13 protein-coding genes are annotated in these 16893 nt (G+C 36.0%); 9 read left to right on the top strand and 4 right to left on the bottom strand.

What is annotated here, in order from left to right; all coding sequences use genetic code 11:
* Positions 1 to 28 precede the first annotated feature (28 nt).
* Positions 29 to 1654 (top strand): PAS domain S-box protein, encoded by a 1626-nt coding sequence (locus tag ANA7108_RS0112750; RefSeq protein WP_016951183.1) that lies wholly within the window; start codon positions 29 to 31, stop codon positions 1652 to 1654.
* Between the two features lie 6 nt (positions 1655 to 1660).
* The gene (locus tag ANA7108_RS0112745) at positions 1661 to 2035 is read left to right on the top strand and encodes a response regulator (RefSeq protein WP_016951182.1); all 375 of its coding nucleotides are present in this window, start codon (positions 1661 to 1663) and stop codon (positions 2033 to 2035) included.
* Between the two features lie 57 nt (positions 2036 to 2092).
* On the opposite strand, the gene ANA7108_RS0112740 is transcribed toward ANA7108_RS0112745, so the two are convergent.
* Positions 2093 to 3958, bottom strand: a complete 1866-nt coding sequence (locus ANA7108_RS0112740) for a response regulator (protein WP_016951181.1) — start codon at positions 3956 to 3958, stop codon at positions 2093 to 2095.
* Positions 3959 to 4543: 585 nt separating this feature from the next.
* On the opposite strand from ANA7108_RS0112740, the gene ANA7108_RS0112735 reads away from it, so the two are divergent.
* The 5 genes from ANA7108_RS0112735 to ANA7108_RS27290 all read left to right on the top strand — a co-directional run bounded on the left by ANA7108_RS0112735 (position 4544) and on the right by ANA7108_RS27290 (position 8366).
* A complete protein-coding gene (locus ANA7108_RS0112735; protein WP_016951180.1) occupies positions 4544 to 4921 on the top strand; it encodes a response regulator in 378 nt (125 codons plus the stop codon).
* Between the two features lie 315 nt (positions 4922 to 5236).
* Complete coding sequence (locus ANA7108_RS27300; RefSeq protein ID WP_084776924.1) at positions 5237 to 6943, top strand: ATP-binding protein; 1707 nt, start codon at positions 5237 to 5239, stop codon at positions 6941 to 6943.
* 495 nt (positions 6944 to 7438) lie between these two features.
* Entirely contained in the window at positions 7439 to 7780 is a 342-nt protein-coding gene (locus ANA7108_RS27295) for a tyrosine-type recombinase/integrase (RefSeq protein WP_237741513.1), read from the top strand.
* Positions 7781 to 7890: 110 nt separating this feature from the next.
* Complete coding sequence (locus ANA7108_RS0112715) at positions 7891 to 8157, top strand: type II toxin-antitoxin system ParD family antitoxin (RefSeq protein WP_016951176.1); 267 nt, start codon at positions 7891 to 7893, stop codon at positions 8155 to 8157.
* Entirely contained in the window at positions 8157 to 8366 is a 210-nt protein-coding gene (locus ANA7108_RS27290; RefSeq protein WP_016951175.1) for a type II toxin-antitoxin system RelE/ParE family toxin, read from the top strand. The genes ANA7108_RS0112715 and ANA7108_RS27290 overlap by 1 nt, the downstream gene beginning before the upstream one ends.
* A 129-nt stretch (positions 8367 to 8495) precedes the next feature.
* On the opposite strand, the gene ANA7108_RS0112705 is transcribed toward ANA7108_RS27290, so the two are convergent.
* Both ANA7108_RS0112705 and urtA read right to left on the bottom strand, forming a co-directional pair.
* A complete protein-coding gene (locus ANA7108_RS0112705; protein ID WP_016951174.1) occupies positions 8496 to 10586 on the bottom strand; it encodes an ATP-binding protein in 2091 nt (696 codons plus the stop codon).
* Positions 10587 to 10605: 19 nt separating this feature from the next.
* Positions 10606 to 11811 (bottom strand): urea ABC transporter substrate-binding protein, encoded by a 1206-nt coding sequence (urtA, locus tag ANA7108_RS0112700; RefSeq protein ID WP_237741512.1) that lies wholly within the window; start codon positions 11809 to 11811, stop codon positions 10606 to 10608.
* Positions 11812 to 12853: 1042 nt separating this feature from the next.
* On the opposite strand from urtA, the gene ANA7108_RS0112695 reads away from it, so the two are divergent.
* Both ANA7108_RS0112695 and ANA7108_RS0112690 read left to right on the top strand, forming a co-directional pair.
* Complete coding sequence (locus ANA7108_RS0112695) at positions 12854 to 13735, top strand: phosphorylase (protein ID WP_016951172.1); 882 nt, start codon at positions 12854 to 12856, stop codon at positions 13733 to 13735.
* A gap of 163 nt (positions 13736 to 13898) precedes the next feature.
* Complete coding sequence (locus tag ANA7108_RS0112690) at positions 13899 to 15254, top strand: cysteine desulfurase-like protein (RefSeq protein ID WP_016951171.1); 1356 nt, start codon at positions 13899 to 13901, stop codon at positions 15252 to 15254.
* Positions 15255 to 15338: 84 nt separating this feature from the next.
* On the opposite strand, the gene ANA7108_RS0112685 is transcribed toward ANA7108_RS0112690, so the two are convergent.
* On the bottom strand, positions 15339 to 16421 hold the full coding sequence (locus tag ANA7108_RS0112685) for a photosystem I reaction center subunit IX (RefSeq protein WP_016951170.1): 1083 nt from the start codon (positions 16419 to 16421) through the stop codon (positions 15339 to 15341).
* Positions 16422 to 16893: the final 472 nt, after the last annotated feature.

The following is a 16893-nucleotide window of genomic DNA, read 5'->3' as shown; positions in this document are numbered from 1 at the left end:
CCAAGAAGCAGAAATACACCAGGCCAAGTTGGAATTAGAAATACGAGTTGCACAACGCACTGCTGAACTAACTGAACTCAATAAACATCTACTGATTAGCTTAGATGAGATAGAGAAAAAGCAACAAAAGCTTTTGGAACAATCTCAACTTTTGGATTTGGCTCATGATACAATCTTGACCAAAGATATCAATTCCTCAGTTATTACCTTTTGGAATAAAGGAGGAGAGAAGATGTATGGTTGGACAAAAGCCGAAGCTATAGGAAAAGTATCTCACAAACTTTTTAAAACCCACTTTCCGCAGCCATTATCTGAAATTAAAGCTCAAGTTCTAAAATCAGGATATTGGGAAGGAGAGTTAATTCATAGTGATAAAAATGGCACTTCTGTAACGGTTTCCAGTCGTTGGGTACTACAAAAAGACGAGTCTGGTAAACCTGTTAAAATCCTAGAAATGAATAATGATATTACCCAACAAAAGCAAAAAGAAACAGACTTAAAGAACAGTGAAATCAAGTTTCGCTCACTCACGGAATGTTTACCTATAGGTGTATTTTTGACTGATAAAGAGGGAAAAATTATTTATGTTAATCCTTATTATCAAAATTTTTCTGGACTAACTATAGCAGAAATGACAGGACAAAATTGGTTAGATTTTATCCATGCTGATGACCGAGAGAAGATATTAAAAGAATGGTTGATGATTTTAAATAATTCACCGACAGATTTTTGTGAATTAGATTTTTGTCATGAAGTGAGATATTTTCATCAAGATAATCAAATCCATTATGCACGAATTCATTTAGCCCCAATGTTTATAGAACAGGAGAAAATGAGTGGTTATATCGGAATTGTCGAAGATATAACCGAAATTCGTGCAGTCGAGCAAATGAAAAAAGATTTTATCTCTATTGCTAGTCATGAATTGCGTACTCCATTAACAGCAATAAATGGTGCTTTAGGATTATTAGCAGGTAAAGTTTATGATAACAATCCTGATAAGCGTAGCCAAATGATTAATATTGCTGCTGCTCAAACAGCGCGTTTAGTTAGGTTAGTGAATGATATTCTAGCGTTACAGAAATTGGAGTCTGGTAATACAATTCTTGTAAAACAAAGCTGTGATGCAGCTGAATTAATTATAGATTCTGTCAATCTAATGCAACCAGAAGCAGAAAAAAATCACATAAATTTCAATATAAATCCTGTCTCAATCAAAATTTGGGTTAATCCTGACGCTATTATTCAAACTTTAACAAATCTGTTGAGTAATGCCATCAAGTTTTCTGCACCTTATACTACTATTACTGTTAGTAATATCTTGGTTGATAGCCAGGAAAATCAAGCACAAATATTTGCTCATTTAACTAATAATTCTTTACTCAATGTTCTATGTCCACCCTATGTAATGTTTCAGGTACAAGACCAAGGAGAAGGAATTCCAGCAGATAAATTAGAAACTATTTTTGGTTGGTTTCAGCAAGTTGATTCTAGCGATTCCAGAGCAAAAGGTGGTACAGGTTTGGGTTTGTCAATTTGTCGGAATATTATTCAACAACATGAAGGGCAGATTTGGGCAGAGAGCAAATTAGGCCAAGGTAGTACATTTTTCTTTACATTACCACTTCGAGAAAATCATAATGAGGATACTTGAGAAGTTATGTCTACAAAACGGGTGCTGGTTATTGATGATGAAAAGGCAATTCAAGCTGTAATTCAGGGGTGCTTAGAAGATATTGCCGGATGGAAAGTTTTATTAGCTAGTTCAGGTGAAGAAGGATTGCTTTTAGCTGAAGTTGAAAAACCAGATGGTATCTTATTAGATGTTTCCATGCCACACATGAGTGGCGTTGAGGTACTAAAAAAATTGCAAGCAAATCCTCTTACTCAAGATATTCCGGTCGCATTTCTGACTGCGAAAGTGCAGCCTGAAGACAAAAAGCAACTTTCTCAATTACGGGTTGTAGGTTTGTTAACTAAACCCTTTAACCCTATGAATCTTATTAATTTATTAGCTGACTTATTCGGTTGGTAAATTTGACTAAAAATTAATAATTTGTCTTAAAATGACTCCTGAATTCTTACCTTACAATTAACATTTTTGTAGTCGTTGCCAAATTCTTATAGCTATTTCGTTCTTATTCATGGATTTACTAAAATAATCATCTGCACCTGCGGCATAAGCTTGAGAAATTATCTCAGGTTTACTATTAGTTGAGATAAATATCACTGGTAGATTATGCCATTGAGGGTCTGTTCGTACAACTCGGCACAAATCTATGCCACTAAATCCAGGCATTTGTTGATTTAAAATTACTAAATTTGGCTGATTGCGATTTAATAATTGCAGAAAATTTTGAGTATCAGTACAGATGAATACTTCAATTTTATAGCTGGTTAATAGATTAGACAGTTGGTGAAAAAATTTGTGGTTATTATCTAAAATTAAAACCCGATATTTGTGATTTTGGAATAGTGGTTGAATTAGAGTATTTACAGCTTGTAATACTGTTGATATAGGTAAGTTTTTATTCACAAAGAAACATCCACCCCAACGAGTAAAATCTACTCTATCTGTGAGAGTATCTTTGGCTGTAAAAGCAACTACGGGAATTTTTGGTGTATGAGTTGATAATTCTTGCATGAGAGTTCGACCATCTTCACCCCTACCAGAAATGTTTAAATCTAATAAAATTAGATCAGGTGGGGTTTGAGTAATCATTTTCCGGGCTACGTTTATATCTGTGGCAATTTCGACCCGCCATTTCCATGTATTCATGTTAGCCTGTCTAGTGGTACTCATTACCTGAATCCGAATTTGCTCCGCCAACATCAGATCCTCGTCTACAATTAACAATAATGGTGAATAGGCTATAAATTCAGTATTCGCTTGTGTTTTTGGTTCTAGAACAGTTGAAACTTTGCTAACTGCTTGTTGTATAGCTTTGCTGAGTGCGATCGCTTGCTGGATGTCATCAGGATTCAAAACTTGCTGTTGCAATAATGTATCTAATTGTTTTGCTTGTTCGGATATGTTGATAAAACCCAAACTTCCCAAAGTTCCAGCTAATTTATGAGCCATTTGTTCAGCTTGATTTTGTAGTCCTATATCTGGTTGTGCTGTTGATAAAGTAGTTGTAATTTGTGATAATTTATTTGTTTCCTCTACGTAATGATTTTGAAATTTAGCCCATACTCTTGATGTAATGATTTGGGCGTTCTCTTGAGTATTTGTTTGTACACTCGCAGTATTTAACTGGGTAGAAGGTGAGAATTGATCAGAATCACTGAGAGTTTTTAAGCGATATCCCAGACCATATACAGTTTCAATTGGATCTTCTGCTCCCACTGCTTTTAATTTTTGGCGCAAACTCTTAATATGGGTGCTTACAGTCCCTTCACCGGGAATTTCGGCAAAATCCCAAAGTCTATCTAAAATGGCTTGACGGCTAAATATTCGTTTGGGGTTAAGTAGAAATAATTCTAATAAACAGTATTCTTTGGGTGTCAGATGTATAGATTGATTACCAGAATATACTCTTCCACTAGCTGAATCAAAGTGAATACCGTCCCAATTTATTTCCTGGGGAATAAAAGATTTACTGCGGCGTAGTAAAGCATGAATTCTTGCTAGTAATTCTTCTAAATCAAAAGGTTTAGTAACGTAATCATCTGCTCCTGCTTCTAGTCCAATAATTCTTTCTGTAACTTGATTTTTAACAGTAATTAGCAAAATAGGAGTCTGACAGCCTTGATGTCGCCATTGTTTACATATACTAATGCCGTCTAATTTAGGCAGGAGAATATCTAATATTATTAAGTCATACTCACACTGTTCTTGCAATTCTAACGCCATTTCTCCATCAGTAGCTAAACTAACTTGGTATTCATGAGCAGTGAGAAAGTTAGCTATTGTTTCACGGGTGATGCTGTCATCTTCTACTAATAATATTTTCATAACTTTTGTGGTTATATGGGTTATTTTTGAGAAAATTTAGGAGAAATGTGTATTCTCTGTTCAATAGCAAAACGATTAATGTTTAAGAAGATGAATAAGTCTATATTAGACAATATTCTTTGGTCTGTTTTATTGGATTTGGGTTGATATTTTATCTAAGTAAACAGGAAGTGCATTGATTAAGGATTAATCAACTAAAAACTTGGCTTTTAGGTTCAAAAATAGAGATTCTATAGCGAATTATGAAAATTTTGCTATTTATCAGTGTTAGGGACTTCCAAATAAAAAAATATTCAATTAATTCTTGTGGGGTAGGACGAAAAGCCTGCCCTTAAACCCGGACGGGCTAGAAGCCCATCCCACAAGATTGGATAATTTATTTCCTGGAAGTCCCTTATCTAAAATTCAGTAACTAAAATATCTGTCTATACGGAGAATAGTAAAAAGGTTAAGTTTTTTATCATTTTTGCAATCTTCATAAAATCTTTAATTTTTCTTTTCATATTCAAGAGAATAGAATACTTTGTTGTCTTTTTTAAATCGGTACTTGAAGTTGACACAAAATTATCAACAGAGGATATACAAATGAACAAAAAACGTATTTTAGTCATAGAAGATGAATATGACATTAGTTTTATAATTTCAACTTGCCTAGAAGAATTTGGAACTTGGGAAACATTAACTACTCAGAGTCCCCATGAAGGTATAACTTTAGCTCAAACTGAAAAACCAGATGCCATAATTTTAGATGTAATGATGCCGGATATGGATGGTTTAACTTTATTTAATTATTTAAAAAGTGAACCCAATACTCAAGAAATTCCAGTAATTTTGATGACTGCTAAAGTACAAAATTCCGACTTAAAACTTTTTCATAACTTAGGGGTGAAAGGGGTAATTAGCAAACCATTTGATCCTTTGAAATTGGTGGAACAAATAACAGAGCTTCTGCAATGGAAATAATGCTCTAAGCAGGAAACAGGAAACGGAGTTGAAAGTCTTTTATGGTATGGACTTCCCGGACAATTTTGTACCTGATTCAACTGCATACTGCTCTATGTATAGCCTTAATGCTGAAAAGATAATCGAGAAGGAAAAAATTATCATCTTCAAAAAATCTTTAAAACTTTTGTTTACAGTTAAAATATCTGAGGTTAAAAAGTCAATGGAAAGTCAGTTACAATCTTGTGTTCTTAATAAAGATGTTAAGAAAAGAATTTTAGTGATTGATGATAACGCTGATACCTTAATCTTGATACGGTGTGTTTTAGAAGATATATGTCAATGGGATGTAGTCATGCTTCAAAAGTAGAAGTATTAGAGGAGAAGCTGATAACAAACGCTGATGGTAAGACTGATACTTGTCGTGCTAGTGATATGTTGAGTCAATTTGCAGAGAACATTACTGATGCAGTATTTTGGATGTCAGATATCACGAATAATCAACTCATTTACGTTAGTCCTACTTATGAACGCATTTGGGGACGCTCCTGTTCTCTGTTATATGCCAATTTTTATGATTGGCTAGAAGCAATTCATACAGAAGACCGTGAGCAGGTGCGAACTATCTTCTGTGAGCAAGCGCATATAGGTGGTTATGACCAAGAGTATCGAATTATTCATCCCGATGGCGAGATGCGGTGGATACGAGATCGGAAATTTCCAATTAAAGACCAATCTGGAGAACTTTATCGAGTATTAGGTATAGCTGAAGACATTACTGACCGCAAGCAAGCGGAAGTGGAAAAACAACTTTTGCGGCAACGAGAACAAGTTGCAAGGGCAGAAGCAGAGAGAGTTAACCGCCTCAGAGATGATTTTCTCGCCATTATTTCTCACGAGCTTCGTACTCCACTTAGTCCGATTTTGGGGTGGACTAAACTGCTGATGAGCGGAAAGTTAAATGCAAAACAGACAACAGAAGCATTAAAAATTATTGAGCGCAATACACAAGCTCAAGTGAAATTGATTGAAGATTTGCTAGATTTCTCCCGCATTCTCCACAGGAAAATTAGGCTGAATATTTGTCCAGTAAATTTGAGTTCTGTCATCTCTACTGCTATAGAAAAAGTCAGCCAGTCTGCTGCAATGAAGTCAATTCAGCTAATTACTGATATTGACCCCAATGTAGGGCAAGTTAGCGGTGATTCAACTCGTTTACAGCAGCTAATTTACCATCTCTTGTCCAATGCTATTAAGTTTACGCCGGATAGAGGGAGAGTGATAGTTAAACTGTCAAAAGTCATAGAAACTGAACAACCATCAACAGAGCAGAATTCAATTTCTTCTACCCATTATCCTGCTTATGCTCAAATCACAGTTAGCGATACAGGTAAAGGTATTAGTCCAGAATTTTTGCCACGAATATTTGAATATTTTAGACAAGAGGATAGCACGATTACCAGAAAATTTAACGGGTTAGGGTTGGGACTGGCAATTGTTCGTAACTTAGTTGAATTACACAACGGCACTGTTCAAGCAGAAAGTTCTGGTCTTGGCCACGGTGCAACCTTTACTGTCAGACTACCGCTATTGGCTGCTGATGGCAACTTTGCTGACACTTGCCAGAGCAAGCCGACTAATGTATCTTTTAACTTGAGTGGCATTAAAATATTGGTTGTAGATGATGATACTGATTCACTAGACTTGCTTGCCTTTGTACTGAAACAGTGCGGAGCAGAAGTTACAGCAGTATCCGATGGGTTAAGCGGACTGCAAGCAATACCACAGTTAAAACCCAATGTTTTGATTAGTGATATTGGGATGCCACAGATGGATGGCTATGAACTGGTCAGAGAAATTAGAACCTGGCCACCTGAACAAGGGGGACAAATTCCAGCGATCGCCTTGAGTGCATATACTGAAGAATTTGAGCAACAACAGGCTTTGGTGGCGGGGTTTCAAATGCATATATCCAAACCAGTAGAACCAGAGGCTTTAACAACTGCTGTTGGGCAAGTGTTAGGGATAGCAACAGAGACATGAACTATTTGCACAATAAACCCAGTGCGGCTAATAATCCTCCATCTGGTGCTTTTTCTTGTCACGCTTGCCATAACTGTGCCTGCTGAATACATCTACTAGCGGCTGCGTACCAGGGTTTAAGTAGGTCACCTAGAAAACAATGTTCCAAAGTGAGATTTGCACGTACCTCGGCGGATGCCCTAGAACCGTAAAAATTTTCAATTCAGTCCAAATCAATTCGAGACTATTATCATGGGCAACGGTATGGACTGGGGTGTAGAAAAAAGTATAGAATTAAAACAAAGTTACTATTATAAGCAAAGATTATGAAAAAGCCCAAAAGCCTGATTTTTGCGTTGGCTGAATGATAAGTTGAAGAAAAAAGCAGCTTTATCTGTTGTCCGCCAGCACGATATCGCAACCCTTCCGCCCATGTAGTCAACGAAAACTGGACTTCAGACGACTGATATCAAAAGCGGTACTCTTACCTTCCGTAAGTCTACCACTAAAGGGAAGTTGAAAACTCGCGTGGTTGATATCCAAAATGGTTTGGCAGAATTTTTAGACGCATACACCCCTAAGCCTGGTCCTATGTTCCCCGGTAAGCGTGGTGTGACTGAAAGGTTAACGCGATATGGCGCTGATAAGATTCTCCGCGAAGCTGCTAAACGAGTTGGACTGGAAGGAGTTTCAACTCATTCTTTTAGGAGGACTGCATTAAATCAAATGTCTAGTGCGGGCATACCTCTGCGGCATATTCAAGAAATTAGTGGACATAATGATTTGGGGACTTTACAACGATATTTGGAGGTATCCCCGGAGCAGCGACGCAAGGCAGTTTCTGTTATTGGTTTTTAAATTAGATTTATTTTATTGTTAGAACAGGTACAGGCGAAAATGTGATATTGCAGCGTGAGCCATAATTGTTAGCATTTTTGGATGGCTATTAATTAACTGGAAAATACATCATGAATATTCAAGTTAAACCAGAAACTCAGGAATTGATACAGGCTTATATTGCTACAGGTCACTACACTAATGCTGATGAAGTGATAACTAAAGCACTTAAATTATTATCGGAGTGGGAGAAGGGATATCAGGAATGGGAACAGGAAACACGCGAAAAGCTGGCTGTAGGTCTTGCCCAAGTTGAACAAGGTGAGGTGATTGATGGTGATGTTGTTATGGCCAGATTACATGAAAAAATTAGACAGGCGCGTGAGAATCAAAAATAATGGAATATGTTTTATCTGTAGAGGCAACTAAGGATTTAGAAGATATTTTAGATTATTTTCTCCAACGTAATATTGATGCGGGGGAAAGGTTTGTTCAGGACTTTAATAATAAGTGTCGCAATATAGCGAGGTTTCCTAAAATCGGGCGTAGTTATCGCAATAGTTACGCGAACTATTTTCTCTTGATCCTACCCCCTCTTTTTCCTTAACCGAACAGTATTGGAATAAGGGGATGATTGAGGCTGACGCGGGGACACGGAGACGCGGTGATTATATATTGATGCAGATTCTCAAATCATCCCGCAATTATGCAACGCCAATTTTCTTTACATAAAGACTCAGAATTGATGTAAGGGAATTGTAATTATAAACTCTGTACCTTTTCCAGGAGAGGAAATACACTCCAAGTTGCCTAGATGTTTCTCAGTAATAATTTGATAACTAATAGATAAACCTAAACCTGTACCTTTACCTACTGGTTTGGTAGTGAAAAAAGGGTCAAAGACTCGGTTGTATACGTTTTCAGGAATGCCAGTTCCATTATCGGCTATGCGAATAATTACTTTTTTATCCTCCGTGAGTTTAGTATAAATGCGAATCTGTGGGTTAATCAATGCAAATTCTGGATTGAAAATAGACTCTTCTAAAGCATCAACCGCATTCACGAGAATATTCATAAATACCTGGTTGAGTTGTCCAGCGTAGCACTCTACTAAAGGTAAGTTATCGTACTCTTTAATCAGTTCAATTGCAGGACGGTTAGATGTGGCTTTGAACCGATTTTGCAAAATCATCAGCGTACTATCTAAACCATCATGAATATTTACTGTTTTCATCTCTGCTTCATCCAAGCGAGAAAAATTTCGCAGAGATATAACAATTTCTTTAATTCTTTGAGTACCAACTTTCATTGAATTTAATAATTTAGGCAAATCTGTAATTAAGAAACTCAAATCAATTGCTTCTATTTCATCTTGAATTTCTGGGACTGGTTGGGGATAGTAGACTTGATAAAGCTGTATCAGCCTCAATAAATCTGCAATGTATTCATGAGCAGGATTAATATTACCATAAATAAAGTTAACTGGGTTATTAATTTCATGCGCTACACCTGCTACTAACTGACCTAAACTAGACATCTTTTCACTTTGCACCAATTGAGAAGCGAGTTGTTGTGCCTCCTGCTGTAATTGCTCTAAAACAACTTCTAGTTTTTCTTTAGCAGTTGCTACTTCTTGTTCTCGTTGTTGAATAGTTTTAAAAGATGCTTCTAGCTTTTCAGTCATACGATTAAATGATTGCGCCAATTGACCAATTTCGTCATTGGTGAGAACTGGTACTTTTTTATGTAGATTCCCTTGTGCCAATTCGTGAACAATTTGAGTGAGTTCCACAACTGGTTTAGAAATTGATTTGGCAACTATAAAAGCGGCAAAATTAACTAAAACAATTGTAATTATTCCTAAAAAAATCACAATATTTCTTAGAGTTATTAAAGTTGCAAAGGCTTCTGATGTATCTATTTTCACGAGCAACCCACTATTTAAAGAAGGTAAGTACCTCCAAGCCGCAATAGTTTCTTGGTAGCGATAGTCAATCGTAATACCTGTACCTTTAATTCCATGTACTGCTTGATCTAGTGGGTTTAATTTCTTTTTACTAATCTTAACAGTTCTTTGAAAAGCTGCATTTGGATCATGTCTGGTTGCAGAAGTAAAGATTATTTGTTTTCCTACTACTGAACCGACAATTGTTTCGCCAGTATTACCCAAACCGGTGTAATCGTTTACTACTTTATTAAATTCTTGATTATTCAATTGTAAGACTACCACACCAATAATCAAATTGTTTTTAAACACTGGAGCAGCAATAAAAGCAGCTGGTTCATTGATAGTTTCATAATATCCAAAATTAGAAACTTCTACTTGCATCAATGTTTTAGCGCGGTCAAATACTTTTGCTAGTTCTGAATTCTTAAAATCCTGATCATAATAGTTTTTACCATATGATTGACCACGTTTTATGGAAAAAATATTATCACCAGATTGTGATATCAAAATTATGTCAGAATAATCAAATATTTCTAAATATTTAGCTATAAATGGGCGATATTTTTCATCTATCTGCCAAGATGCTAGTGCGTCAATTCCTGATTGTTCAAAGGTTTTTTGATACGCTTCTATAGCATCAACGATGCTTGGTATTTGAGCAATAGCTGCGGCATTATTTTTACGTTCATTGATATAATTATCTAATCTCTTAGCTTTAGCTTCAGCAATATAACTAAGATTATTATTTACTTCTTTCTCTTGAGATTTTTGGACGATATAATATGCTAAACAGGTAACACTTGTTAGAGGTACTAAGGCAATTAATAAAAACCATAATAATAGTTTGTTGACTATTTTGCTTTTTTTCAAGTTTAGCATCTCCTTGGTTCAGGTGTTTTTAATTGGGATTAGCCCAGTTGTTATTCCAAGTCTTATAGAGAGAATTTACAAACATCTCCCAATCTGCTTTGGAACGGGAAAGAGGATAGGGTAAAGGACGAATTGGCTTATCTGAGTTCCACACAATTTTAAATTGTCCATCTGCTTTTATTTTACCAACTCTGACGGTTTTCCAGGTATGTTGATTCTCTGAATCTATATATACAATACCTTCCGGTGCTTTAAAACTTTGATCTTTAATATGTTCTTTAATAAGATTTACTTCGTCTTTACCTGCATCTGTAACAGCCTGCGCCCATAAATAAACTCCAAAATAGCCTGCTTCAATGGGATCGGATGTAACTCTATATTTACCATATTTAGTTTTAAAATTTTGAATAAAGTTATTATTAATGTTATCATTAATACTCTGAAAATAATTCCAGACTGCATAATCACTTACGACATATTCTCTCGGCAAATAATTTAATTCCTCTTCAGCAATACTAAAAGAAATAGTAGGAATTTTATCGGAAGTAATTCCAGATTTTCTTAAAGCTTTAAAAAAGGCAATATTACTATCACCATTGATTGTGTTTAAGATCACATCTGGCTGGGTTTTCAAAATTCTTTGCACTGCTATTTCCACATTATTGCTACCCAAAATTATATATTCTTCCCCTAAAATTTTTCCTCCTAATGCTGTGACTTGGTCTTTGATAATAGCGTTGGCTGTGCGCGGAAAAATATAATCTGAACCTACTAGAAAAAACCGTTTACCTAAATTATCAAAAGACCATTTGACGGCAGGAATAATTTGTTGATTGGGTGCAGCACCTGTGTAAACTATATTCGGTGACTCCTCTAAACCCTCATACTGTACTGGATAAATTAGTAGATGATTATATTTTTCAAATATAGGCTTAACAGTTTTTCGACTAGAAGAAGTCCAGCAACCAAAGATAGTGACAACTTTTTCTTGAGTAATTAATTTTTCGGCTTCTTGAGCAAATGTATGATCATCTGATTTACCATCAACTATAATTGGCTGAATTTTTCTACCAAGAATTCCATTTTTGTTGTTGATTTCTTCAATTGCCAAGAAGGTAGCATCAACAACGGATTTTTCACTAATTGCCATTGTGCCACTAAGAGAATGGAGAATACCAACTTTTATAGGTTGGTTAGAAGCTTTGATCTGGGAATGAGCTAAATAAAATAACATTATTCCTAATATAAAATATAATAGTAATAAAATACATTTTTGAAGATTTAATTTGACTAAATGTGATTTATCTATTGTAATTTGCTGGAACATATTTTCCTAATAAAGCATTCATAAAATGTAATTAAAGAAAGAGATTAAAAAGTTGGATGTTACTATTTCTAATATTTTTTAGCTTTAAAGTTTATAAAAGTTGCTTTTACTGATCCATCTAAAGTTAAACAAGTTAGTATCCAACTTTTTTATGTGAATGGACTCAGTATAGGTGAAATTTACAACCATTTATTTAAAGATATCTTAGAGGATATTTGAAAAGTGTTGGGCAAATATAATATGGCTACGCTATGCCAATGGCGAACACTACTACATAAGCAAAGTCCTTTCGGGTTCGCCAGTTTCCTACGGTGGGAAACCAGCCTACAGTAATGGTTTCACTACCTGCATAGAGTAATGAAAAATCAAGAGTCTCAAACCGACGAACGCGACTTCTAGTACCGCAGGGCGGAATTAAAAATTAAAAATTAAAAATTAAAAAAGCAGATTGTATAAGCTTTTCAGAGATTTTTTAATGGTTATCTTACTTACGCCGTACTGTACTAGTTGCCAGGTTTAAGTACCCAAGCAAAATTAATTGTACATATTGATTGAAAACAAGAATGTCTGTATTCCTTACCTGTTCCCTGTTCCCTGTTCCCTGTTCCCTGTTCCCTCTCCTAACTATAAAATTTATTTTGCACGACTACTTATAATGAATTGAGATTTTTCAAATACCCTCTTATACTATTCTTACTCATATAACGAAGAGTATTACTAAGGAGATATACACTGTAATTTTTTATTTAAAATAGTATTAATCGCTCATTTAGCTGTATTTCATATTGAAGTATACCCATAGGGGCTTAATCGGTTGTTTACTAGTTGCAATTGCTCCCAAACAAGAGGATAATTCTTTAATGAGTAATGTCTCTTTTGGTAATTGCACTAATTGTCATGGCAATTATTAAAAACTTACGTCTTGAAAATTCATAATATCTAAAAACAAATGAAACCAGAAAAAATCCTATTAGAACCAGGCACACTATGGACAAAAGTTAAACAAACCACAGAACAAGCTTTAAAACGTGGGGCGCTAAAATCTATCCCGACAGAGTTTGAATTTATTGAAGAAGATGGAATTAAATTTTTAGTCAGAATTTTATCTAACCTAAACCTTAAAAAAGCAGCTAAGGAAAAACAAGAAAAACAAACCATATCAACTGGTAAAGAGTTTAATCCTTTCTTACCTTATGAAGAAGATTTATTTGTGGCGGATATTTCTGATACTCGCGTTTGCATTTTAAATAAATTCAATGTCGTAGATTATCACTTGTTGATTATTACCCGTGCGTTTGAAGAACAGGAAAGCTTACTAACTTTAGAAGATTTTGCCGCGATGTGGGCAATTCTTGCTGACTTTGATGGTTTAGTGTTTTATAACGGTGGTAAACTGGCTGGTGCTAGTCAGAGACATAAACATTTACAAGTTGTCCCTTTTTCTGGGCAAGATATTCCTATTACACCACTTTTAAAAGCAGCTAAATTTCAAGATTCTGTTGCAACTATATCCGGATTTCCTTTTTTACACTCTTTTACAACTCTAGATATCCATGCAGGTGCTGAGGTAACTTTAAAAAAATATCAAGATTTACTGCGGATAGTGGGTATTGAAGCTATTAATAATATACAATCTATGGCATATAATCTTTTAGCTACGCGGGAATGGATGTTAATTGTACCGCGATCTCAGGATGAATTTGAGTCAATTTCTGTGAATTCTTTGGGGTTTGCTGGTGCTTTGTTGGTGCGGAATGCTGAACAATTGCAACTGCTTAAAGATATAGGTCCGATGAATATTTTGAGGAATGTGGCTGTAGTGGATTTTTAACGCAGCGAAAAGTTCCTCGAAGCCGGGTTCCCGGCGTAGGAAACTTTTCAAGACAGAGGAACGCAGAGTTAAGCGCAGAGGGACACGGAGGAGGTTATTTTTGAGATGGAGATATAATTTATTTTTGCTCTCTTTAGTTATTAAAAAATAAGGAAATTTATTTATGGAATCTCTTGATTTAAAATGGATTCGTTCTCAATTTCCAGCATTAACACAAACTATTAATGGATACCCAGCGATTTTTTTTGATGGTCCTGGTGGAACTCAAATACCAGGTGCGGTGCTGGATGCGATGAGTGATTATCTAGTACGTTCTAATGCTAATGCTCACGGTTATTTTGCTACCAGTGTGCGAACGGATGCGGTGATTAATTCTGCACGGGCTGCGATCGCAGATTTTTTAGGATGCGATTATGATGAAGTCGTATTTGGCGCAAATATGACTACTCTCACTTTTGCTGTCAGTCGCGCTATTGGTAGAGAATTACAAGCAGGTGATGAGATTATTGTGACTTGTCTTGATCATGCGGCTAATGTTTCTCCTTGGTATGCTTTGGAAGAAAAGGGTGTCATTATCCGCACTGTGGATATCAATGTTGAAGACTGCACTCTCGACATGAATGATTTGCAACAGAAAATTAATTCCCGCACCAAGTTAGTAGCGGTAAGTTATGCTTCTAATGCAGTGGGGACTATTAATGATATTGCTAAAATTGTCAATATAGCTCATGCTGTTGGTGCTTTAGTTTTTGTTGATGCTGTTCATTATGCACCTCATGCACCGATTAATGTTCATCATTTAAACTGTGATTTTCTCGCTTGTTCTGCTTACAAATTTTTCTCTCCTCATGTTGGGATTCTCTACGGAAAAAGAGAACATTTAGCGCGGTTTTCTCCTTATAAAGTAAAACCTGCATCTGATGAAGTTCCATCTCGTTGGGAAACAGGAACTTTAAATCATGAAGGTTTGGCAGGATTGGTAGCAACAATTAATTATTTAGCAAAATTAGGTTGTCATGTTTCTCCAACTTTAGATAATGAATTGCTTTCGTCTTTAATGGAAGCTGATAAAGAAGGTTTAACTACATTTCATTGTCCTCGCTTTCTCACAGAACCTGGACAACCTAACTATGAACTAGCATCAGCTTATCACAGTCGTCGTGCGGCTTTGTTAGCTGCAATGTCTGCCATTCAGCAATATGAAAGAGAATTAAGTAAAAAGCTGATTTCTGGATTGTTAGAAATTCCGGGTTTAAGGGTTTATGGTATTACTGAACCTCGTCAATTTATCTGGAGAACACCAACTGTTTCGATTCGGATTGAGGGAAAAACACCGGCAGATGTAGCTAAGATTTTAGCAGAGAAAGGAATCTTCTGTTGGCACGGTAATTTCTATGCTATTGAACTCACAGAAAAGTTAGGTGTAGAAACAACTGGTGGTTTACTACGAATTGGATTAGCACACTATAATAGTGTCGAAGAAATTGAACAACTTTTGTCGGTGTTAGTTGAGATTTAAATTCTCAATCAATGCTAAAAAACAATATCAAACTGTGAAAAATTATATGGTGGGTTAATCGCTAACTAACCCACCCTCAAATATCTACAACATCACTAAATTCACAGGAATTGCGTCGCCGCTAAACATAACTATTGGGAAAATATGGACATTAGGAGCGTGCATGGCTTGAATACCCAAATTAGCTCGATTGAGCATATCCGCATCGGTTCTAATGACTGCACCTTGGCTATCTAAAATTGAATGATTGAAGTTAAAACCATTCAAATTAAAGGACATACTCACTACCCCGGCTGCGGCAAACCAAATACCAATTGTTGGTAATGCAGCTTGCAAAAAATGAAATGCGCGGTGATTTCGACTTGCAAAAGGAGGAATTAACAAGCGACCAAGATAACCATAATGTCCTGCTAAATAGGCATAGGTTACATGACGCTGACCTAACTTATATCCAGCATTGGGAGATTCATTTTCGTCAGTTTTTCGCAGTAAAGTAGATGTTACCAAAGAACCATGTAAGGAACTCAATAATGCACCACCAAATACTCCCGCAACTCCCAACATATGGAAGGGGTGCATCAAAATATTATGGTCTCCTTGGAATGCCAACATAAAGTGAAATGTACCTGCTATACCAAGGGGTAAACCGTCAGCAAAGCTACCTTGACCAATTGGGTAAACTAGCAATACTGATGTGGCTGCTATGACTGGTGCAGAATAAGCAATGGAAATCCACGGACGCATACCCAAACGATAACTTAACTCCCATAATTGCCCTAAATAGCACCAAATTCCAATCAGAAAATGCAGGACAATGAGTTGATATGGACCACCATTATAAAGCCATTCATCTAATGAAGCAGCTTCCCAAATTGGGTAAAAGTGAAGACCAATTGCAGCAGAAGTTGGCACTACTGCGGCTGTAATTATATTGTTCCCATCCATTAGAGAACCTCGAATTGGCTCTCTAATACCTTCCATATCTACTGCCGGTGCAGCGATAAAAGCAATTACAAAACAAGTGGTGGCAGCTAACAAGGTGGGAATCATTAAAACGCCAAACCAGCCAATATAGAGACGATTTTCTGTGCTAGTCACCCAAGCACAAAAGCGATCCCATAGTTCAAAGAAATCGAATTCTTCTCGACGTGGAGCAATGATAGTCATTGTCTACACCTCATTTTTTGAAGATGATGATTAAAATTGATACAAAATGTTGAAAACTTGTTGAAAACAGGAAATTTTTTCTTTTGTTAGTGTTGGTTTTTTGGAGTGGAATCTAACGATAAGTAGTAAAGTTGTAAACGATGTTGAGAGATACTTAACTTCAGAATTTCTCTGATTATCTTTATTCTAAGAAGAGTCATAATGAGAGTGAATATTTGTCAAATATCTTTGCAATTGTTGAGTAAGTATTCATTGGCTAGTTATTAGCTATCAGCTTTCGTCACCATTTTTAGGACTTACGCAATAGACATAGGAGTGAAAAAGGATGTAGAGACTTTGTATGCAAAGTCTCTACAAGGGTTACTCCCTTCCCAGTGAAGATTACTTATCTTCTTCCTTCTTCCTTCTTTCTTCGCGTCCTTCGCGTCTTCGCGGTTCATTTAATCCGTATCCTTCTAGTGGGAAAGGAGTA

Origin of the sequence: Anabaena sp. PCC 7108 (genome assembly GCF_000332135.1) — a bacterium.
Lineage (GTDB): Bacteria > Cyanobacteriota > Cyanobacteriia > Cyanobacteriales > Nostocaceae > Anabaena.
The sequence above is the reverse complement of the archived record's forward strand: the minus strand, read 5'-3'. Positions and strand labels throughout refer to the sequence as shown.